At 61.9% G+C, this 20,835-nt stretch carries 23 protein-coding genes and 2 tRNA genes; 3 read left to right on the top strand and 22 right to left on the bottom strand.

Annotation, left to right across the window (positions count from 1 at the left end; genetic code table 11):
- From RUW20_RS20400 to uvrC, 4 genes are all read right to left on the bottom strand, one after another.
- Window positions 1-74: transfer RNA gene (locus RUW20_RS20400), tRNA-Cys, on the bottom strand.
- A 63-nt stretch (window positions 75-137) separates the two neighbouring features.
- Window positions 138-213, bottom strand: a tRNA-Gly gene (locus RUW20_RS20395).
- A 92-nt stretch (window positions 214-305) separates the two neighbouring features.
- Entirely contained in the window at window positions 306-884 is a 579-nt protein-coding gene (pgsA, locus tag RUW20_RS20390; RefSeq protein WP_313954045.1) for a CDP-diacylglycerol--glycerol-3-phosphate 3-phosphatidyltransferase, read from the bottom strand.
- On the bottom strand, window positions 884-2,701 hold the full coding sequence (uvrC, locus tag RUW20_RS20385) for an excinuclease ABC subunit UvrC (RefSeq protein ID WP_313954054.1): 1,818 nt from the start codon (window positions 2,699-2,701) through the stop codon (window positions 884-886). Before uvrC ends, pgsA begins: the two co-directional genes overlap by 1 nt.
- Window positions 2,702-2,745: 44 nt before the next feature.
- On the opposite strand from uvrC, the gene earP reads away from it, so the two are divergent.
- Both earP and efp read left to right on the top strand, forming a co-directional pair.
- The gene (gene earP / locus RUW20_RS20380; RefSeq protein ID WP_313954044.1) at window positions 2,746-3,954 is read left to right on the top strand and encodes an elongation factor P maturation arginine rhamnosyltransferase EarP; all 1,209 of its coding nucleotides are present in this window, start codon (window positions 2,746-2,748) and stop codon (window positions 3,952-3,954) included.
- A 36-nt stretch (window positions 3,955-3,990) separates the two neighbouring features.
- Window positions 3,991-4,548: an elongation factor P gene (gene efp, locus RUW20_RS20375; RefSeq protein WP_313954043.1), complete on the top strand. Its 558-nt coding sequence runs from the start codon at window positions 3,991-3,993 to the stop codon at window positions 4,546-4,548.
- A 108-nt stretch (window positions 4,549-4,656) separates the two neighbouring features.
- Here efp and nagZ read toward each other — a convergent pair whose 3' ends face one another.
- The 13 genes from nagZ to rpoE all read right to left on the bottom strand — a co-directional run bounded on the left by nagZ (window position 4,657) and on the right by rpoE (window position 15,226).
- Complete coding sequence (gene nagZ / locus RUW20_RS20370; RefSeq protein WP_313954042.1) at window positions 4,657-5,694, bottom strand: beta-N-acetylhexosaminidase; 1,038 nt, start codon at window positions 5,692-5,694, stop codon at window positions 4,657-4,659.
- Window positions 5,691-6,068 (bottom strand): holo-ACP synthase, encoded by a 378-nt coding sequence (gene acpS, locus RUW20_RS20365; protein WP_313954041.1) that lies wholly within the window; start codon window positions 6,066-6,068, stop codon window positions 5,691-5,693. The genes nagZ and acpS overlap by 4 nt, the downstream gene beginning before the upstream one ends.
- Window positions 6,065-6,832 carry a pyridoxine 5'-phosphate synthase gene (locus tag RUW20_RS20360; RefSeq protein ID WP_313954040.1) on the bottom strand — a complete coding sequence of 256 codons (768 nt, stop codon included), beginning with the start codon at window positions 6,830-6,832 and terminating at the stop codon, window positions 6,065-6,067. Before RUW20_RS20360 ends, acpS begins: the two co-directional genes overlap by 4 nt.
- Entirely contained in the window at window positions 6,829-7,545 is a 717-nt protein-coding gene (gene recO / locus RUW20_RS20355; protein WP_313954039.1) for a DNA repair protein RecO, read from the bottom strand. The genes RUW20_RS20360 and recO overlap by 4 nt, the downstream gene beginning before the upstream one ends.
- 38 nt (window positions 7,546-7,583) lie before the next feature.
- Window positions 7,584-8,474: a GTPase Era gene (gene era, locus RUW20_RS20350; RefSeq protein ID WP_313954038.1), complete on the bottom strand. Its 891-nt coding sequence runs from the start codon at window positions 8,472-8,474 to the stop codon at window positions 7,584-7,586.
- The gene (gene rnc / locus RUW20_RS20345) at window positions 8,471-9,142 is read right to left on the bottom strand and encodes a ribonuclease III (RefSeq protein ID WP_313954037.1); all 672 of its coding nucleotides are present in this window, start codon (window positions 9,140-9,142) and stop codon (window positions 8,471-8,473) included. The genes era and rnc overlap by 4 nt, the downstream gene beginning before the upstream one ends.
- Window positions 9,139-9,504: a DUF4845 domain-containing protein gene (locus tag RUW20_RS20340; RefSeq protein ID WP_313954036.1), complete on the bottom strand. Its 366-nt coding sequence runs from the start codon at window positions 9,502-9,504 to the stop codon at window positions 9,139-9,141. Before RUW20_RS20340 ends, rnc begins: the two co-directional genes overlap by 4 nt.
- Before the next feature lie 12 nt (window positions 9,505-9,516).
- Complete coding sequence (gene lepB / locus RUW20_RS20335; RefSeq protein ID WP_313954035.1) at window positions 9,517-10,305, bottom strand: signal peptidase I; 789 nt, start codon at window positions 10,303-10,305, stop codon at window positions 9,517-9,519.
- A 15-nt stretch (window positions 10,306-10,320) separates the two neighbouring features.
- Window positions 10,321-12,111 (bottom strand): translation elongation factor 4, encoded by a 1,791-nt coding sequence (gene lepA / locus RUW20_RS20330; RefSeq protein WP_313954053.1) that lies wholly within the window; start codon window positions 12,109-12,111, stop codon window positions 10,321-10,323.
- A 92-nt stretch (window positions 12,112-12,203) separates the two neighbouring features.
- Window positions 12,204-12,446, bottom strand: coding sequence for a glutaredoxin family protein (locus tag RUW20_RS20325; protein ID WP_313954034.1), 243 nt, complete (start codon window positions 12,444-12,446; stop codon window positions 12,204-12,206).
- 13 nt (window positions 12,447-12,459) lie between these two features.
- On the bottom strand, window positions 12,460-13,908 hold the full coding sequence (locus RUW20_RS20320) for a DegQ family serine endoprotease (protein WP_313954033.1): 1,449 nt from the start codon (window positions 13,906-13,908) through the stop codon (window positions 12,460-12,462).
- Window positions 13,909-13,980: 72 nt separating this feature from the next.
- Window positions 13,981-14,400, bottom strand: coding sequence for a SoxR reducing system RseC family protein (locus RUW20_RS20315; RefSeq protein WP_313954032.1), 420 nt, complete (start codon window positions 14,398-14,400; stop codon window positions 13,981-13,983).
- A gap of 226 nt (window positions 14,401-14,626) precedes the next feature.
- On the bottom strand, window positions 14,627-15,226 hold the full coding sequence (rpoE, locus tag RUW20_RS20310) for an RNA polymerase sigma factor RpoE (protein ID WP_313954031.1): 600 nt from the start codon (window positions 15,224-15,226) through the stop codon (window positions 14,627-14,629).
- Window positions 15,227-15,421: 195 nt separating this feature from the next.
- Between rpoE and nadB the strand changes: the two genes are divergently transcribed.
- Window positions 15,422-17,005, top strand: a complete 1,584-nt coding sequence (nadB, locus tag RUW20_RS20305; protein WP_313954030.1) for an L-aspartate oxidase — start codon at window positions 15,422-15,424, stop codon at window positions 17,003-17,005.
- Here the strand turns inward: nadB and RUW20_RS20300 are convergent.
- The 5 genes from RUW20_RS20300 to fabD form a co-directional block, all read right to left on the bottom strand.
- Window positions 16,977-17,411 (bottom strand): protein YgfX, encoded by a 435-nt coding sequence (locus RUW20_RS20300; RefSeq protein WP_313954029.1) that lies wholly within the window; start codon window positions 17,409-17,411, stop codon window positions 16,977-16,979. The two genes, nadB and RUW20_RS20300, sit on opposite strands and share 29 nt — an antisense overlap.
- 20 nt (window positions 17,412-17,431) lie before the next feature.
- The gene (gene fabF / locus RUW20_RS20295; protein WP_313954028.1) at window positions 17,432-18,670 is read right to left on the bottom strand and encodes a beta-ketoacyl-ACP synthase II; all 1,239 of its coding nucleotides are present in this window, start codon (window positions 18,668-18,670) and stop codon (window positions 17,432-17,434) included.
- 116 nt (window positions 18,671-18,786) lie between these two features.
- Window positions 18,787-19,023 carry an acyl carrier protein gene (gene acpP, locus RUW20_RS20290; RefSeq protein ID WP_291992740.1) on the bottom strand — a complete coding sequence of 79 codons (237 nt, stop codon included), beginning with the start codon at window positions 19,021-19,023 and terminating at the stop codon, window positions 18,787-18,789.
- A 118-nt stretch (window positions 19,024-19,141) separates the two neighbouring features.
- Window positions 19,142-19,885 carry a 3-oxoacyl-ACP reductase FabG gene (gene fabG, locus RUW20_RS20285; protein WP_313954027.1) on the bottom strand — a complete coding sequence of 248 codons (744 nt, stop codon included), beginning with the start codon at window positions 19,883-19,885 and terminating at the stop codon, window positions 19,142-19,144.
- Window positions 19,882-20,826 (bottom strand): ACP S-malonyltransferase, encoded by a 945-nt coding sequence (gene fabD, locus RUW20_RS20280; RefSeq protein ID WP_313954026.1) that lies wholly within the window; start codon window positions 20,824-20,826, stop codon window positions 19,882-19,884. The genes fabG and fabD overlap by 4 nt, the downstream gene beginning before the upstream one ends.
- Window positions 20,827-20,835 lie beyond the last annotated feature (9 nt).

Below are 20,835 nucleotides of genomic sequence, written 5' to 3'. Positions count from 1 at the left end.
TGGAGGCGCGACCCAGAGTCGAACTGGGCTGAACGGATTTGCAATCCGGTGCATAACCGCTTTGCTATCGCGCCGAACCCGCCTGGCGGCGGGGGCTGCCCTTGAGTGCGGAAAAACCGACCGCTGGGCAGGAAATCTGGAGCGGGAGAAGAGTCTCGAACTCTCGACCTATACCTTGGCAAGGTATCGCTCTACCAACTGAGCTACTCCCGCGTGGAGCGAGTGCGCATTATAAAGGGCTGCCCATTACTGTCAACGCCTTCTTCACGTCCGGCGCTTTCTCCGCATGCCATTCAGGCACTCGGCTAGCGCTTGCGGTCCGCTTCGATCAGGTGCGGCCAGGCCATTCGCATGTAATATCCCATCGACCACAGCGTCAGCACGGCGGCGATGTAGATCAGCCAGGTGCCCGCCAGAAAGACGTCGAGGCCCGCCAATGAGGCGTGATAAAGCAGCATCGGAATGGCGATCATCTGGGCGGTGGTCTTGATTTTGCCGATCATCGATACGGCCACGCTGCGATGTGCACCAATCCGGGCCATCCATTCACGCAAGGCGGAAATGGTGATCTCGCGACCGATGATGATCGCCGCCAGGATGGCGTCAAGCCGGCCCAACTGGACGAGGACGATCAGCGCCGCGGCGACCATCAGCTTGTCGGCCACCGGATCGAGGAAGGCACCGAACGCGGATGTCTGCTGCCAGCGACGCGCGAGATAGCCGTCCAGCCAGTCAGTGAGCGCGGCGACCAGGAAAACCACCGTCGCCGCCAGATCACGGCCGACGACATGAACCCATGACTCGGGAACGTAGTAGATGGCGATCATCAGCGGGATCAGGATGATCCGTAGCCAGGTCAGCAGAATCGGTATGTTCAGTGGCATCAGTGCAAAGCCGCGTAAATGGTCTCGGCGAGTTCCCGGCTGATTCCTGGAACCGCGGTCAGTTGGTCAATCCCGGCATCGGAAATGCCTTGCAGGCCGCCAAAACGGGAAATCAGCGCCTTGCGCCGCTTTGGCCCGATGCCACTGATCTCTTCCAGCCGCGAAGTCCGTGTGGCCTTGCCACGCCTGGCGCGATGTCCGGACACCGCAAAGCGGTGCGCCTCATCGCGAACTTCCTGGATCAGATGCAACGCGGGATGTTCAGACGGCAATTGTAACGGCTCGCGGCCATCCGCGAAAACCAGCGTTTCCAATCCCGGCTTGCGCGCCTCTCCCTTGGCCACGCCAAGGAGCGACAATTGCCCCAGCCCGAGTTCCTCGAGTGCCGACACCGCAGCGCTCACCTGCCCCCTGCCACCGTCGATCAGGATCAGCGTCGGCGCAGCGCCATCCCCGCTCAGCAGTTTTTCGTAGCGACGCAGTACCGCCTGCCTTATCGCCGCGTAATCGTCACCCGGGGTAATGTCCCGGATGTTGAAGCGGCGATACTCCGACTTGCGCATGCCGCTACCCTGATAGACGACGCACGCCGCTACCGTCGACTCGCCTTGCGTGTGGCTGATGTCGAAGCACTCGATGCGTGCCTCGCTGCCCTCCTCCAGGTCGAGATCGAGCGTCTTGCAGAGCGCTTCGAGCCGCGCGCCCTGCCGCGACAGCGCGCTGCGTCGCGCGGTGATCGCCAGCCTGGCGTTCTGTTCGGCCATTTCGACCCACACCCGCTGCGCGGTCAGCCTGGCCTCGGCGACCCTGACCGGTCGCCCGGCCGCCGCGCTGAGCCAATCGGCCAGCTCGCCATCCAGTGGCGCCAAATTGACCAGGATGCGCGTCGGAATGGGGTGCGCGAGATAGTGCTGGGCGAGAAAGGCGGTCAGCACTTCGGGCGCCGACGAATCGGCGGCATTGACGGGAAACTGGGGCCGGTCGCCGAGATGCCTGCCGCCGCGCACCATCGCCAGGTTGACGCACAGCATGCCTTGCTCTTCCACCGCGGCGACGATGTCCACGTCGCCGCCCTTGTCGCTGTCGACGTATTGCTTGTCCTGCACCTGCCGCAGGGATTGAATCTGATCACGGTAGACGGCGGCCTGCTCGAAGGCGAGTTTCGCTGCTGCCTGATCCATCGCTGCCGACAGGCGTCCGATGACGTCCTGCTGGCGCCCCTGCAGAAACAGGGCTGCCATGTCGACGTCTTCGGCGTAGCGCTCGGCTTCGACCAGCCCGACACAGGGCGCTGAGCAGCGTTTGATCTGGTGGAGCAGGCATGGCCGCGAGCGATTGTTGAACACCGCATTCTCGCAAGTGCGCAGGCGAAACATCTTCTGCAGCAGCTGGATGCTCTCGCGCACCGCCTGTGTCGATGGAAAAGGTCCAAAGTAGTCGGCCCGCCGATCGGTCGCCCCGCGGAAGAAGCCCAGGCGCTGATAGGGGTCGTGGGTCAGGACGATGTAGGGGTAGGACTTGTCGTCGCGAAAGAGGATGTTGTAGCGCGGCGAGAGGCTCTTGATCAGGTTGTTCTCGAGCAGCAGTGCCTCGGCCTCCGAACGCGTTACGGTGGTCTCGACGCGGGCGATCTGCGCCACCATCAGCGCAATGCGCGGACTCGGATGGCGGTCGCGAAAATACGAGGCGACCCGTTTCCTGAGGTTTTTCGCCTTGCCGACATAGAGCACCGTGTCCGCGCTATCGAGCATTCGATAGACCCCGGGCAGTTCGGTCAGCGTGGCCAGCAGGGACTTGGCGTCGAAGGGTTGTTGCATGGGCATTCGCGGTGGCCGCCGGCTGACGTAGGATAGCGGCTTCGATGTTATCACGCCCCTTCGCACCGTCCGTGCCACCTATTTCCGCTCGACCCGACTGGGACATCTTCTGCCACGTTATCGACAACTTCGGCGATATCGCCGTCTGCTGGCGTCTGGCCCGGCAACTGGCGGGCGAGCGCAACGTGCGCGTGCGCCTGTGGGTCGACCGGCTCGAAACCTTCACGCTGCTCTGCGCGCAGGTGGACCCGACGCTGTCCAGCCAGGAAGTGCAGGGAATCGAAGTCCGCCGCTGGGAAATACCGTTTCCCGCGCTGGAGCCGGCCGCGGTGGTGCTGGAAACCTTCGCCTGCCGCATTCCCGAGCCCTTCGTCGAAGCCATGGCGCGACAGTCGCCGCGCCCGCTGTGGATCAATCTCGACTATCTGAGCGCCGAACAATGGGTGGCAGGATTTCATGCGCTGCCGTCGCCGCACCCGCGGCTGGCGCTCGACAAGTTTTTCTTCTTTCCCGGCTTTACGGCCGACACCGGGGGTCTGCTGCGCGAGGCAGACCTGCTGGCCCGGCGGCAGGAGTTTGCCGGCAGCGCGGGCTTGCAGGCCGACTTCTGGCGCCAGAGCGGGCTCCCGGCGCCGGCCGCCGGCACCTTGCTGGCCTCGCTGTTTGCCTACGAGAACCCCGCCATCGGCGATCTGCTGGCGCTCTGGGAAGCCTCGGCCGTGCCGGTGTGCTGCATGGCACCGCTATCGCGCACGCGGTCAGCAATCGAGAGCTACGCCGGCCGGTCGCTCAGGGCCGGCGATGTGCTTCGCCGTGGCGCGTTGGAAATCCGCATCCTGCCGTTCCTGGAAGAGGGTCTTTATGACCGCCTGCTGTGGCTCTGCGATCTCAACTTCGTCCGCGGCGAGGATTCCTTCGTGCGCGCGCAATGGGCGGCGCGACCGCTGGTCTGGCACATCTACCCGCAGGAGGAAGCTGCGCATGTCGCCAAGCTGGACGCCTTTCTGGGGATCTACTGCGCCGGGCTGTCGGCGGCGGCCGCAACAGCCTTGTGCGAATTCTGGCACGCATGGAATGGTGGCCGAGTCAAGGGTGGCAGAATCAATGGTGGCAGAGTCGAAAAGGCGCACTGGCAAGAACTTGCAGCCGCTCTTCCGACGCTGCGCAAACACGCCCTGCAGTGGCAGAAAGAACTCGCCCGACAGGAGGATCTGAGCAGCCGCCTGGCGACCTTCGCGCGTTCCAAGTTATAATCGTCTGTTGTCCCCAACTGTTTTCCGGAACGCCCTATGAAAACCGCACAAGAGCTTCGCGCAGGCAACGTCTTCATGGTCGGCAACGACGCGATGGTGGTTCTGAAGTCCGAATACGTCAAATCGGGGCGTAACGCTTCGGTGGTCAAGATGAAGATGAAGAATCTGCTCACCGACTCGCCGAGCGAAACCGTCTATCGCGCTGACGACAAGTTCGATGTCATCCAGCTGGAGCGCAAGGAAGTCAGCTATTCGTACTTCGCCGAGCCGCTCTATGTCTTCATGGATGCCGAATACAACCAGTACGAAATCGAAGCCGAGTGCATGACTGACGCGCTGAGTTACCTTGAGGACGGCATGCCCTGCGAAGCGGTGTTCTACAACGGCAAGGCGATCTCGATCGAGCTGCCGAGTAGCGTCGTCCGCGAAGTGATATACACCGAGCCGGCGGTCAAGGGCGACACCTCCGGCAAAGTGTTGAAACCCGCCCGCCTGGCCACCGGTTTCGAGCTGCCGGTGCCGGCCTTTGTCGAGATCGGTGACAAGATCGAGATCGACACCCGTTCCAACGAATACCGTTCGCGCGCCAAATAGAGGTCGATTAGCGGTCGCTTAGCGGTCGATTCAGCATCGCCTCCGGCAGCGCGGTCGCACGCGCATCGTCATCCGACAGGCAGCCTGGGCTGCCTGTTTTCGTCGGCGTCAGGCCGACAGTCGCATCGCCGAGGCGACACCGGACTGGTAGCTGGCGTCTTTCTGCAGGTCCGACCAGTCGACTGCGCCGATCGCCGCTGACAGGCGCTCGACACGCTGCGCCCGCAATGGATCGGCAACAGGCCGCCAATTGGCCAGCACTTCGCCGACCGCTTCCGGCGTGTTGCACACCAGCAGCATGTCACAGCCGGCTTCCCAGGCTGCCGAGCAGCGCGCGATGATGTCGCCGGCAACACTGGCCCCGGCCATCGACAGGTCGTCGCTGAAGATCACGCCGGCAAAACCGATTTGATCGCGAAGCAGGCGGTTCCAGACCGGCGAAAAACCGGCCGGACGAGGATCCACCTGCGGATAGATCACGTGCGCCGGCATCACCGCGTCCAGACGCAGCCGGCGGTAGGGCTCGAGGTCGGGCGCCAGTTCGTCCAGACCGCGCTGGTCCACCGGCAGATCGACATGTGAATCGGCTTCGGCCCAGCCATGGCCCGGGAAATGCTTGCCGCAGGCGGCCATGCCGGCGCGGCGCAGACCTTCGATGAAGGCGCCGGCCAGTTCGACCACCGCCGCAGGGTCGCGGTGAAAAGAGCGGTCGCCGATGACGCTGCTGCGTCCCCAGTCGAGATCGAGCACCGGCGTAAACGACAGGTCGACGCCGCGAGCGCGCAATTCGGCCGCCAGGACATACCCCAGTTCAGACGCTGTGCTCAGCGCGACTTGCCGGTCATCGTCCCACAACTCGCCGAGACGGCGCATCGGCGGTAGATGCGTAAAGCCTTTTCGGCAGCGCTGCACCCTGCCGCCTTCGTGGTCGATGGCAATCGGCAGCGGCGGCGTGCGCAGGGCATGTACCGCGGCCGTCAAGCGCTCCAGCTGTTCCGGCGATTCGTAGTTGCGGGCGAAGAGGATCAGGCCACCGACCAGCGGGTGGAGCAGACGCTGGCGCTCGACCTCCGACAAGGTGAGTCCGGCGACGTCGATCATCAGCGGGCCAAGCGGCAGTTGTACGGGAGAAGTCGTGGCATTCATGCCTGCTCCAGGACCACGAAGGCGATGGCGAAATCCTGCTCATCGCTGATCGAGAGGTGGGCGACCAGCCCGCGCTGCGCGAGATGAGCAGCCAGCGGTTCCGCGTACTCGAACACCGGCCGGCCCAGGGGGTCATGACCGACACCGATGTTCGGCAAGGTGGCTGGTGTGGCGAGACCGATACCGAGCGCTTTGCCAAGTGCTTCCTTGGCAGCAAAACGCTTGGCGAGAAAACGTGCCGGCTGTCGCGTACCGGTAAACTCGGCACACTCGCGCGGGGATAGCAGTTTCGCCAGCGCGCGCTGGCCGTGCCGCTCGTAGAGGGTGCCGAAACGGGCGATGGCGACGATGTCGGTGCCGATGCCGGTGATCATGGCGCAGGCGTGAGCGGCAGCGCCTGCGCTTCGCGAATCAGGCGCTTCATCTCACGCACGGCTTCGCGCAGGCCGACGAACACGGCACGGCTGATGATCGCGTGGCCAATGTGCAGTTCGCGGATACCGGCGAGCTGCGCCACCGGCTGGACGTTGAAGTAGTTGAGCGCGTGACCGGCGTTGAAACGCATGCCCAGCTGGCGAACGGACTCGCCGGCCAGCCGAATCCTGTCGATTTCGGCCAGCACCGCCGCGCTCTCGGGATCCCGTCCCTGGGTGTAGAAGGCGTGCGCATAGGGACCGGTATGAATTTCGCAAACGCGCGCGCCGATCCGCGCGGCAGCTTCGACCTGTGCCGGCTCGGCATTGATGAAGACGCTGCTGACGATGCCGGCATCGGCGAGCCTGGCCACGGTCTGGCGAAGCCTGGCTTCCTGCGCCAGAACATCGAGCCCCCCTTCGGTGGTCACCTCGTGCCGGCCTTCAGGCACCAGCATGGCCATTTGCGGCTTGACCCGACAGGCAATGGCGACCATCTCGTCGGTCGCCGCCATTTCGAGATTGAGCTTGATCTGCGCCAGATCGCGCAGCTTCTCGACGTCGGCGTCCTGAATGTGTCGCCGATCCTCGCGCAGGTGGATAGTGATGCCATCGGCACCGCCGAGGTGTGCTTCCACGGCTGCCCAGACCGGATCCGGCTCGTAGGTGCCGCGCGCCTGCCTGATCGTCGCCACGTGGTCGATATTGACGCCCAGTTCGATCATAGTTCCTGTAGCTCCCTGAAAACCCTGCGGCTTGCCAGATGCCTGCCGCCTGTATAGTGACCGATCAGCGTGCGCATCAGCTGCTTGGCTTCCGCCAGCGAGCGCGGATCCGAGAAATCATCTCGCGCCAGGTCGGACAGCGTCCTGCCGCTGACCGAGAGCGCCGAACTACCGCGTTCCGCCAGCCGGACCGGACCCCGCTCGATCTCATAGCCATAGTATGCGTTGACGTCCACCGCCAGACCGTCCACATCGGTTTCCAGCAGCAGACCGTAACCCAGCTCTTGCAGGAGTGCCCGCTCGAAGCAGCGCAAGTGCGCTTCCTGCGCACCATCGGCAAAGCGGCGCAAGGTCTCGGCATAGACGGAGAACAGTCGCACATGCGCATCCTCACGGGGCAGCAGGTGCATCAGCAGCTCGTTGAGGTAGTAGCCAAAGAACAAGGCTTTGCCGGCCAGCAACGGCTGCCCTCCCCGCCACTCGGCCTTGATCAGCGTTTGCACCTCACCCCTGCCCGCCCAGCCCACTTCCAGCGGCTGAAAACCGAGCAGCACGCCGCGCAACACCGAGCGTGGGCGACGCGCACCGCGTGCGAGCAGGGCAACACGACCAAAGTCGCGCGAGAAGACATCAACAATCAGGCTGGTTTCGCTATACGGGTAGGCGTGCAGCACAAAAGCCGGCTGCGCATCGACCTTGTGCCGCTGATTCACTGCCCCATCCGCTCGCCAGCCGCTGACCAGCCCATTGCCTATTCGTAGCCGAGGCTCTTGAGCAGTTGCGCATCATCGGCCCAGCCGGACTTGACCTTGACGAACACTTCCAGGAAAACCGGACCGCCGAACATCCGCTCCATGTCCTGCCGCGCCTCGGAAGCTATCCGTTTGACCACCTCGCCGCCCCGGCCGATGATGATCGCCTTGTGCCCGGATCGATCGACGACAATGGCCGCGCTGATGCGGCGCAGTTCACCATCGACGACAAATTTTTCGATCTCGACGGCAGCGCCATACGGCAGTTCGTCGCCGATCAGGCGAAAGAGCTTCTCGCGGATGTACTCGGCGGCCAAAAACTTCTCGCTGCGGTCGGTGATCTCGTCCTCACCGTAAAGCAGCTCATGGTTCGGCAAGTGCTTGCGCGTCTCGCCGAGCAGGACATCAAGTTGCGCCCGGCGGGTAGCGCTGAGCGGAATCATCGCCGCGAAATCGCCCTCGCTGCCGAGTTGCCCGAGAAACGGCAGCAGGTCTGCCTTGTTCTTGATCTGGTCGATCTTGTTTACGACGACAATCACCGGACAACCCTCCGGGACGAGCTTGCGCACCGCACGGTCCCGCTCGTCGAACCGACCGGCCTCGACCACGAAGAGAACGACATCCACCTCGGCCAGTGCCTGCCGGACGCCGCGATTCATCATCTGATTCAACGCGTTGGCGTACTTGGTCTGGAAACCAGGCGTATCGACGAAGACGTATTGCGCATCCGCTGTCGTGAGGATGCCCATGATGCGATGACGGGTGGTCTGCGCGCGCTGCGAGACAATGCTGACCTTTTCACCAATCAAAGCGTTGAGCAAGGTGGACTTGCCGACGTTCGGACGGCCGACGATGGCAATCTGCCCGGAGCGGATCTCTATTTCACTCATGCTGTGGCCAGGCTTTCCAGCGCGCGCGCGGCGGCCATCTGTTCTGCAGCGCGGCGAGTTCCGCCATTGCCTTCGCTGCGGATGTGCATTGAATCGATCACACAGGTAACGCGGAATTGCTGCGCATGCGCCTCGCCCTCGGTGCCGGTCAGTGAGTACTGAGGCAAGGCGAGTCGCCTGCCCTGCAGGTATTCCTGCAAGCGCGTCTTGGCGTCCTTGATTTCCTGTCCGGGAGTCAATTGATCGACCATCCCCTGATACAGGCGGACGATGACTTCGCTGGCAGTAGCGAATCCGCCGTCCAGCCAGACCGCGCCAAACAAGGCCTCGAGGGCATCGGCCAGGATCGATGGACGCTGATGCCCTCCGCTTTTCTGCTCTCCCTCGCCAAGGCGCAGAAAGCTACCCAGGGAGAGCGCCAGAGCGTGTTGATGCAGGCTGTCCTGGCGTACCAGATTGGCGCGCAATCGCGACAGATCACCTTCCGGAAGCTTCGGAAAGCGCTCGAACAAGTGGCGCGCAATAACCGCATTGAGGATGGAATCGCCGAGAAACTCGAGACGCTCGTTGTGCGGTGAACAGTAGCTGCGATGCGTCAGCGCCGTCTGCAGGAGTTCGCGATCCTGAAACCTGTAGCCAAACGCCCGCTCGAGCCCGGGGTCGGTCATTGCCCGGAACCGCGCGCCGACGCCGAGCTCTGGAAATCGATGAGAAGACTGACATTGCCGGCCAGTGGAATGCGCTTTTCGTAGGCAAAAGCGATGACGACATCGTTATCCTGTTTGAACACGTCCAGATCAGCCGGCGTAATGGTCTTGATATGCTCCACTTCCGCATACTGGCCGTAAGTATGCCGAATCTCCCCAACCGTCATGCCGGCGGACTTGCCCGCCGTGGCCTTGATCGCATGGCGGATCTTGTAGAAATCGATCACTTCCGGAGTGACCCGGATGCCGAGAATGGCCACCAGAGTAATCACCAGGCCCCAGAGCAACAAGCCCGTAAGCGCCACACCACGTTGACCATTCATTGTCGCCACTCCCTAGCTGAACGAGCCAATTCGCTTGAAATCACCGAAATTCAACCAGATGAAAAAAGCCTTGCCCACGATATTCTCTTCCGGAACGAACCCCCAGAAGCGGCTGTCGCGACTGTTGTCGCGGTTGTCACCCATCACGAAGTACTCGCCGGGCGGCACCGTACAGATCACGCCGGCACTATTGTAGGAGCAATTGTCGCGATTCGGAAACTGGGCAGGATGCGTGACGAAAGGCGGCGCACCTTCATCATTGAGCACGCGATGCTCTCCCTCACTCATGGTTTCGACATACTGCTGCGAATAGTACAGGCGCTCCGGGTGTAGATAATCCTCGACCTGTACCACCGGTACCGGCAGGCCATTGATCGTCAGCCGCTTGTTCTCATAGGCCACTCGGTCACCGGGGATGCCAACCACCCTCTTGATATAGTCGAGCGAAGGATCCTCGGGGTAGCGAAAGACCATGACGTCACCGCGTTGCGGGCTGTTGAGGTCAATCACTTTCAAGTTGGCGACCGGCAGGCGGATGCCATAAGTGTACTTGTTGACCAGAATGAAGTCGCCGACCAGCAAGGTCGGAATCATTGAACCCGATGGAATCTTGAACGGCTCGACGATAAAGGAACGCAACACGAAAACGACCAGGATGACCGGGAAAAAACTTGCCCCATACTCCACCCACCACGGCTCCTTGGCGTCGGCCGGACGACGCTTGCGCAAGACGAAGGCGTCGGTCGCCCAGATCGCGCCACTGACCAGCAACAGGATCAACAGGATCAATGCAAAATTCACTGGCTCATTCCTCCTTTACTTGCCGACCCGCAACACAGCAAGGAAAGCCTCCTGTGGAATCTCAACGGAGCCGACCTGCTTCATGCGCTTCTTGCCCGCCTTCTGCTTCTCAAGCAGCTTTCTCTTGCGCGAGATGTCGCCGCCGTAACACTTGGCGAGCACGTCCTTGCGCATCGCCTTGACGTTCTCTCGGGCAATGATGTTGGCACCAATGGCAGCCTGGATGGCAACGTCGTACATCTGACGCGGGATCAGCTCGCGCATCTTGGCCGCCAGCTCGCGTCCACGATAGATGGAGCTTGCACGATGGAGGATGACAGACAGCGCATCAACCCGCTCGGTGTTGATCAGGATATCGAGCTTGACGACATCGGACGCCCGATATTCCTTGAATTCGTAATCGAGCGAGGCATAGCCACGCGAGACGGACTTCAGGCGATCGAAGAAGTCCATCACCACCTCGGCCATCGGCATTTCGTAAACCAGCTGCACCTGACGACCGTGATAGGTCATGTCCACCTGGTTACCGCGCTTCTGGTTGCACAGGGTAATGACGTTGCCGAGATAGTCCTGTGGAACGAAAACGGTAATGGTGATGATCGGCTCGCGGATTTCTTCGATCTTCGACAGATCCGGTAGCTTGGCCGGGTTTTCCACATTGACCAGGCTGCCATCACGTAGCAGCACTTCATAGACCACCGTTGGCGCGGTGGTGATCAGGTCCTGATCGAACTCACGCTCGAGGCGTTCCTGCACGATCTCCATGTGCAGCAAGCCGAGAAAACCGCAACGAAAACCAAACCCGAGGGCCTGCGAGACCTCGGGTTCGTAACGCAAGGAAGCATCATTGAGCTTCAGCTTCTCGAGCGACTCGCGCAGGGAGTCGTACTGGTTGGATTCGACCGGATAAAGGCCAGCGAAAACCTGCGACTTGATTTCCTTGAACCCGGGCAAGGCTTCGCTGGCCGGCCGGTCCAGGCGGGTCACCGTATCGCCAACCTTGGCCGCCTGCAGTTCCTTGATCCCCGCGATAATGTAACCGACCTCGCCGGCGCGCAAGGCATCACGGGGCACCGCTTTCGGGGTGAACACGCCGACCTGCTCGCAGAGGTGCACTGAGCCGGCGGCCATCAGGCGAATCCTGTCCTTGGGCCGTAGCGTGCCGTCGAAGACCCGCACCAGCATCACCACGCCGACGTAGTTGTCGAACCAGGAGTCCACCAGCAGGGCCTTGAGCGGCGCTTCCGGATCACCTTTCGGCGGCGGAATGCGCGCGATGACTGCTTCCAGGACATCCTCGACGCCGAGGCCGGTCTTGGCCGAGGCCAGGACCGCTTCCGTGGCGTCAATGCCGATCACGTCTTCGATCTCCTGACGCGCCTTGTCCGGCATGGCCGAAGGCAGATCAATCTTGTTCAGCACCGGCAGCACGTCGACACCCAGTTCGATCGCCGTATAGCAATTGGCGACGGTCTGTGCTTCGACACCCTGCGAGGCGTCGACCACCAGCAAGGCACCCTCACAGGCGGAAAGCGAGCGCGAGACTTCGTAGGAAAAGTCGACGTGGCCCGGGGTGTCGATCAGGTTCAGGTTGTAGATCTGGCCATCGCGCGCCCGGTATTGCAGCGCCGCCGTCTGCGCCTTGATGGTGATCCCGCGCTCGCGCTCGATGTCCATCGAGTCCAGCACCTGCGCCTCCATCTCCCGGTCGGAAAGGCCACCGCAGAGATGAATGATGCGGTCGGCGAGCGTCGACTTGCCGTGATCGATATGCGCGATGATGGAAAAATTGCGGATGTGTTGCATGAACATCGTGTCGGCGCCGTCTCGACCGCGCCATCCCTGAAAAAAAAGGTGCCGGTGGGCACCCTTGGCCGAACTGCATGAAGGCGCGGATTTTAGCGGATTTCGCTCAAATAATCACGGACTTTGGCATCATCGAGGAAGTAGTGACACAGTTCCTGGCCGCGATGCAGGAGCACCGGCACCAGTTCGTCGTAGCGCTCCTCGAGCGTTGCATCGGCGTCGACATCGAGCACCTCGAGCTTGAAGGAGAGCTCGGACGCCAATCGTCCGAGCGCCACTTCCATGTCCTGGCAGAGGTGACAATAACGACGCGAAAGCAGCGTCAGCGTCGTCATCCGGTCGCCCGAATCACTCAGCGCGTCCGTCAGGCAGACCCTTGATGGTGACAAAGGTCTGCAGATCGCCACGGCGCACCAGCAGGGTCACGTTGGCGGACTTGTCGAAGCGTCCGAGCAAACGATTGAACTGTTCAACACTCTTGATCTCGGTACTCTCACCACGCGCAATGATCGCCAGGATGACATCGCCGGGCCGCAGATCAGCTCGCGCGGCGTTGCTGCGAACATCCTCGATGAGCAAACCGCCATTGACGTCGAGTTCACGCTTTTGCTCGACAGTAAGCTCGGAAACCACCAGACCGAGTCGATTGGCAGCGCGCTCGGCCGGCTTGCTGCTCCTGCTGCCGCGCGCGGTCGTCCTTTCCTCCGGGATTTCACCGACCACCACCGTCACTTCCTTGCTCGCTCCGCGCCGCCAGAGTTGTATCGCCACCCTGCTTCCCGGCCTGGTAGCACCGACGATGCGTGGCAGATCACCGGAACCGCTGACGGTCTTGCCGTCGAACTTCAGGATCACGTCTCCGGCTTCGACTCCGGCCTTCTCGGCCGGGCCACCTTTCTCTACCGCATTCACCGCGGCACCAAGAGCCTGACTCAAGCCAAACGACTCAGCCAGCTCCTTGGTCACGTCCTGAATGACCACACCGATTCGACCACGGCTCACCTTGCCCGTTGCGCGCAACTGCGCCTGAACTTCCATCGCCACGTCGATCGGAATGGCAAACGAGATTCCCATGAAACCACCCGAGCGGCTGTAAATTTGCGAGTTGATACCGACTACCTCGCCCTTCAGGTTGAACAGCGGCCCGCCCGAATTACCCGGATTGACCGCCACATCGGTCTGAATGAAGGGGACATAGTTCTCCTGCGGCAGCGAGCGCCCCTTGGCGCTGACAATGCCCGCCGTGACACTGTTGTCAAAACCAAACGGCGAACCAATCGCGACTACCCATTCGCCGACCTTGAGTACGTTCGGGTCACCAAAACGAACGGTCGGCAAGCCCGTCGCTTCAATCTTGATCAGTGCCACATCGGTGCGCTTGTCGGCACCGATGACCCTGGCCTTCAGTTCTCGCTTATCAGTCAGGCGAACGAGAATCTCGTCGGCAGCATCGACGACATGGGCATTGGTCAGGATGTAGCCATCGGCACTGACGACAAACCCGGAGCCAAGGGACTTGCTCTCGAATTCACGCGGCGGCCCTGGGAGTCCAGGCATTCCCGGCTGGCGAGGAATGAAACGACGAAAAAACTCGTACATCGGATCATTTTCATCGAACGGAAAGGGCTGTGCACCCCGACCGCTTCCACTGCCACGAGCAGACTGCATGGTACTGATATTCACGACCGCCGGCCCCTGCTTTTCCACCAGCTCGGTGAAATCGGGCAATCCTCGATTCTGAGCGGGCGCTGCGAGAGAGAAAACGGAAAGAACAAAAGCCGCAAGAAACTGTTTCATGGCACTACATACCTCCTGAGTGTCACCGAAGATCGGACCACAACCAAGACTTGAGGACGGCCGGGAGAAAAATCAAGGCAGGATCGACGGCTGAAAGCGCGGGTCACGTGCATTGTGCGACTGGGCACGCCGCAAGCCCAGCCAACCGACCAGCAAACCGGCAATCGCCCCACCGATCGCACCGGCTTCGCCGCCGAACGCCGACCCGGCCAAGGCACCGACCAACAAGGCCAGCAAGGGAAACGCATAGGCATGGTATGCACTGCGGCGAAGCGAACCCGCGACAACGCCCACGCGCACACGTGCGCCAACGACGTGGCGGTCGGGGTTCGGCGCCCGCAAGGTGCGCGGCGTGCCGCACAACAGCTTGGCGATATTGTTGCCGCCACAGCCCCCCGGCTCCCGGCAACGACCGCAGCCGCTATCGTCCATGCGTACCAAAGCCTCCTCGCCATCGACAGCAGCGATTGTCCCCCACGCACTGGTCATCATTTGATCACCTCCGGGTCACATCCCTGGTCAGCAATTGCCTGCCGCTGCGGCCGGGCTATCGGCAGGCCTGGCCTGCCGGATCTGGCGACGGTTCTGATACCCTACACCGCCGTACATCGGCGGTGATCGCCGTCGCGCCCTGTCTGGCTGCGGGCAAAATGGACACCTTGAAGGCCAGTTTCGGCCGTTCCGTCATCCCACAATGCCGACCTCTGTTCACTCATGGCTACCACCGGCGATCAGCAGAGGTATCGAGCAGCGGCCTCAACTTCTCGGCCACGGCCTCGCGAGCACGGAAAATCCGCGAACGTACCGTGCCGATCGGACAAGTCATCGCTTCGGCGATTTCCTCATAGCTCAGGCCGTCGATCTCGCGCAGGACTATCGCGTTACGCAACTCCTCCGGCAGGCTTGCCATCGCCGCATTGATCGTTTCGGCGACCTGCTTGGACTGCAGCAGGCTCTCTGGCGTATTGATGTCGCGCAACAGGCCGGCATCCTCGAAATTCTCGGCATCGTGAGAGTCAAAGTCGGTCGATGTCGGTGGGCGGCGCCCCTGGGCAACGAGATAGTTCTTGGCGGTATTGATGCCAATTCGATAGAGCCAGGTATAGAACGCACTATCGCCACGAAACGCCGGCAAGGCCCGATACGCCTTTATGAACGCCTCCTGCGCGACGTCATCGACCTCTGCCGGGTCGCGGACGAAACGCGACAACAAGCGCGTCAGCTTGCGCTGGTATTTCTCGACCAGCATCTCGAAAGCGTGCTTGTCGCCGGCCTGTGCGCGCTCGACCAATACTTGGTCAATTTCGCGTTCACTCATGCTCTCTGCTTATCCTGTCGAAGACGGTATCGTGTTTTGCGCGAAAGTATAGCGCAAGCGTTCACTTGTCATCGTAACAGTGCGTGAGCATCGGCTGTGACGGTATCTGGCGGGGAATGGTTCCGCTGTGCACGGCGTCATTGCGCCGCCGTGCGCGTGCTATAGTTGCAGCCCCCTTCTGGCCGGCCATCGATCGTGACGCTTCGCTTCGACGTTCTCATCATCGGCAGCGGCCTGGCCGGACAGGCGGCCGCGCTACGCCTGGCGCAGACACGCAAGGTGGCGCTAATCAGCAAGCGCGCGCTGGAAGATAGCGCCTCCAGCTGGGCTCAGGGCGGGATTGCCGCGGTACTCGACAATCACGACTCGATCGAAGCCCACATCCGTGACACGATCAGCGCTGGCGCCCACCTGAACGACCCACGGGCCACCCGCTTCGTAATCGAAAACGGTCGGCGAGCGGTCGACTGGCTGATCGCGCAGGGCGTCCCTTTTACGCGTGATGAAGCTGGCTACCACCTGGCCCAGGAGGGCGGTCACAGCGCCCGTCGCGTCATCCACGTCGCCGATGCCACCGGACTGGCCGTACAGACCACGCTGACGCACAAGGTTCGCCAACATCCGAACATCCTCAGTCTCGAACACCACATCGCCGTCGACCTGATCACCGGCGACAAGCTGGGACTGACCGACGGGCGTTGCCACGGCGCCTACGTGCTGGATACCGTCAGCGGCGAAGTGCTGACTCTGGGCGCCCGGCACACCGTGATCGCCACCGGCGGCGCCGGCAAGGTCTATCTGTACACGACCAATCCCGACACCTCGACCGGCGACGGCATCGCGATGGCCTGGCGTGCCGGCTGCCGGGTAGCGAACATGGAGTTCATCCAGTTTCATCCGACCTGCCTTTACCATCCGCAGGCCAAGTCTTTCCTGATCTCCGAAGCGGTCCGCGGTGAGGGAGGACGACTCCTTCTGCCGGACGGCACGCGATTCATGCCCGCGCACGACCGACGCGCGGAACTCGCGCCCCGCGACGTGGTGGCCAGGGCCATCGATTTCGAAATGAAGAAAAGCGGACTGGACTGCGTCTATCTCGACATCTCACACAAACCGGCCGCCTTTCTCGCTGAGCATTTTCCGAACATTCAGGCGCGGTGCCTGGAACTCGGTATCGACATCACCCGCCAACCGATCCCGGTGGTTCCCGCCGCGCACTATACCTGTGGCGGTGTCGTCACCGACCTGCGCGCGCGCACCAACATCGCGGGGCTCTACGTCGCCGGCGAAGCGTCCTGTACCGGCCTGCACGGCGCCAATCGCCTGGCCAGCAACTCACTGCTCGAATGTCTGGTTTTCGCGGAAGCGGCGGCCACGGACATTCTTGAACAGCCTGAAGGCGAGCTGCCCGAGCTACCACCATGGGATGCCAGTCGCGTCAGCGATCCCGATGAGGAGATCGTCATCGCCCACAACTGGTATGAGTTGCGCCGCTTCATGTGGGACTACGTCGGAATCGTCCGCACCACCAAACGCCTGCAGCGCGCGCAGAACCGGATCCGCCTGCTGATGCGTGAAATCGATGATTTTTACTCGCTCTTCCGGGTCAGCCACGATCTGATCGAACTGCGCAACCTCGTCGTGACCGCCGACTTGATCATCCGCTGCGCGTTACGGCGCCACGAAAGCCGCGGCTTGCACTCCAGCCGAAATTACCCGGAAACCCTGACCCACGCCCGGAACACGACGCTCAAACGCCGCCTTCGACCCGATCGCTAGGATCTGTCCGCCAACGCAACCACAGGCGGAGTAAACGAAATTGCTCGGCCGGCATACTGTCGGGTAGTAGTGCAAGACTGTAGCGTCGACCGGTGTCGCCATCCCGCACGCGCAAGACGATCAAGGGGCTGAATACGACGCTGTCTGGCTGCACCGCTACGGCGAGGTGCTCGCCACTGGCCAGCCGACAAGCCAGGGCGCCGTTGTCCAGCAGGCGCAGGCCGACGAAGGGCGACCTCCGCAGCGCGAACCCTGCCGACAGCGCAACGACCACCAGCAGCAGGTAGCGCGGCGCGGAGGGCCAGGGGAGAAACAGCAGCGACGCCGCAGCGACAACATGCAGCAAGACCGTCAGAGCTGACAGGAGACGCGAGCGGCGCAGCTCGATGTGGATCGGGAATTGCAATCCAGGTCGGAACTGCGACGCTACATGCGCTTGAAGGCAACCGTGGCGTTGGTACCGCCGAAGCCGAAGGAGTTGGAAATCCCGACATCGATCTTGAGTGGGCGCGCCTCGTTGGCGCAGTAGTCGAGATCGCAGGACTCGTCCTGATTGACGATATTGATGGTGGGCGGCGACACCTGATGATAGATTGCCAGCGCCGTGAACAATGCCTCGACGCCACCGGCAGCGCCCAGCAGGTGACCGGTCATCGACTTGGTCGAATTGACCACCAGCTTTTTGGCGTGATCGCCGAAAGCGCGCTTAATGGCGACGGTCTCGGCCTTGTCGCCCAAGGGAGTCGATGTGCCGTGCGCATTGACGTACTGGACGTCTTCGGGGTTCAGTCCCGCATTGCGCAGGGCGTTAGCCATGCAACGGGAAGCACCATCACCGTCCTCGCACGGCGCGGTAATGTGATGGGCATCGGCACTCATGCCAAAGCCCACCAGCTCGCAGTAGATCCGCGCACCACGTGCCTTGGCATGCTCGTATTCTTCGAGTACCACGACGCCAGCACCCTCACTGAGGACAAACCCGTCGCGATCACGGTCCCAGGGTCGGCTCGCTGTCTGCGGATCATCGTTGCGCGTCGACAAGGCACGCGGAGCGCAGAAGCCGCCCAGCCCAAGATTCGAGATGCAGCCCTCCGCTCCTCCAGCAATCATCACATCCGCATCCCCGTATTCGATCAAACGCCCGGCATCACCAATGCTGTGGGTGCCGGTCGAGCAGGCACTCACCAAGGACATATTGGGGCCCTTGTAACCGTACATGATCGACAGATTGCCCGAGATCATGTTGATGATCGAACTGGGAACGAAGAAAGGCGAAACCTTGCGCACGCCACCCGCGGCAAATTCGTCACAACTGCTTTCAATCATCGGCAAACCGCCGATCCCCGAACCAATCGAAACTCCCACTCGCTCCGCGTCCACCGGGTGTGCCTCGAGGCCAGCGTCGCGGATCGCCTCGATGCCTGCAGCAAGACCGTAATGGACGAAAACATCCAGTCGGCGCGCCTCCTTCGCCGAAAGGTAGCGGCCAAGATCGAAACCCCTCACCTCGCCAGCGATCTTCACGGGGAAGGTGGAAACATCGAAACGGGTAATCCGGTCGATCCCGGAGCGCCCGGCAAGGACATTCTGCCAGGCTTCGTCAACGGAATTACCCACCGGGGAAATAATACCGAGACCAGTTACAACGACTCTACGACGTGCCAACTTGTGCTCCGAGGATAGAAGATTCGGGAAGCGAGAGATAGCTTTTCACGGTCACTCTCCCTGACGGACATGCGCGCTCCCTGAGCGTCCGACCGCAGGGATACCGGATCAGCGAATTACTTCTTGTGCGCGACCACGTAGTCGATAGCCTGCTGAACGGTCGTGATCTTCTCGGCTTCATCATCCGGAATTTCGCACTCGAACTCTTCTTCCAGAGCCATCACCAGTTCTACCGTATCCAGCGAATCAGCGCCGAGATCGTCGACAAACGACGATTCGTTCTTGATGTCCGCTTCATTGACGCCGAGTTGCTCGGCGACGATCTTCTTCACACGTTGCTCGATATTTTCCATCAAAGTGCTCCTTCCCAAAGTCTATGGATAAAACAGAAATGCGCCATTCTAGCAAAATGACCAGAACTTACCAATCATCGCACAGTACCGACAGGACACTTGCTGGTGCCAGGCCGGCTTAGCCGACAAACATGCCGCCGTTGACGTGAATCGTCGTTCCCGTGACATAGCCGGCGCCCGCCGAAGCCAGGAAAGCGACCGCCGAAGCGACATCCTGCGGCGAGCCAAGACGACCGAGTGGAATGCTGCCCAGCAGCAGTTCCTTCTGCTGGTCCTCCAGAGCTCTCGTCATGTCGGTGTCGATCAAGCCTGGCGCCACGCAATTGACGGTAATGTTGCGGCTACCCAGTTCGCGCGCCAGCGCCCGGCTCATCCCGGCGACCCCGGCCTTGGCCGCACAGTAGTTGGCCTGACCCGGATTTCCCGCATGGCCGACCACTGAAGTGACGTTGATGATTCGACCGCGCCGAGCTTTCATCATTCCGCGCATGACCGCCTTGCAAAGGCGGAAGACTGCTTTCAGATTGGTGTCGACGACTGCGTCCCACTCATCGTCCTTCAGACGCATCGAGAGGTTGTCGCGAGTGATGCCCGCATTGTTGACCAGTACCGACACGCTACCGTAGCTTGTCTCGATGAGGCGGATCAACGCGTCGACCTGCGTCGCGTCACGCACTTCCAGGACAGCGCCCTCACCCTTGTGGCCAGCATCGCTCAGGGCAGCCGAGATACTGGCAGCACCCTCGGCGCTGGTGGCCGTTCCGACGACCGTTGCCCCGAGGCTGGCCAGTTCGAGGGCTATGGCCTGCCCGATGCCACGAGACGCACCGGTAACCAGGGCAATTTCTCCGTCCAGCCTCATCCGTGCTCCAGGCTGGCGATGGCGGCGTCGACTGCGGCCAGATCAGCGAGTGCGACGCCGGTCAGGGTATCCGCACAGCGTTTTGTAAGACCCGTCAGGACTTTCCCGGGCCCACATTCGGCGACTGTGCCGATCTCCATTGCCGCCATCTTGCGCATCGTCTCGACCCAACGTACCGGCGAGTAAGCCTGCCGAACCAGGGCATCCTTGATCCGCGCCGGGTCCGACTCGATCGCCACATCGGCGTTATTGATCAGCGGTATTTGCGGTGCGGCGAAGTTCAGCTCAGCCAACCGCTGGGCCAGCTTGTCTGCTGCCGGACGCATCAGCGACGAATGGAAAGGTGCAGAAACCGGCAAAAGTACTGCCCGCTTGGCGCCACGCGCCTTGCAGGCTTCGCAGGCGCGTTCGACCGCCAGCTTGCTGCCGGCAATCACGGTCTGCCCAGGCCCATTGAAATTGACCGGTTCAACGACCGCGCCATCGCCTGCAGCCACCGCTTCGGCGCAAGCCGCGGCTATCTTCTCGTCATCGAGACCGAGAATCGCGGCCATCGCGCCAGCACCCGCCGGCACGGCTTCCTGCATCGCAGCCGCACGCAAGCGGACCAGCGGCACCGCATCCGTGAAAGCGACCACTCCGGCGGCGACCAGCGCCGAGTATTCACCAAGGCTGTGGCCGGCGACGACGGCCGGCAGCTTGCCGCCCTTGTCAAGCCACAGACGATAGACGGCGACGCCGGCGGTAAGCATCACCGGCTGGGTGTTGACGGTCTGCGCCAAGGCCTCGGCCGGGCCATCGGCAAGCAGTTGCCACAGGTCCTGGGCCAGCACAACCGATGCTTCGTCGAAGGTGGCTCGCACCACCGACGAGTCGCCATAGGCCGACATCATGCCGACCGATTGCGAACCCTGACCCGGAAAAACAAACGCGAACGCCATGTATCCCCC

Origin of the sequence: Accumulibacter sp., from assembly GCF_032229525.1 — a bacterium.
In the GTDB taxonomy this organism is placed as follows: domain Bacteria; phylum Pseudomonadota; class Gammaproteobacteria; order Burkholderiales; family Rhodocyclaceae; genus Accumulibacter.
Note: the sequence above shows the minus strand (reverse complement) of the source record. Positions and strands in the feature narration are given on the sequence as shown.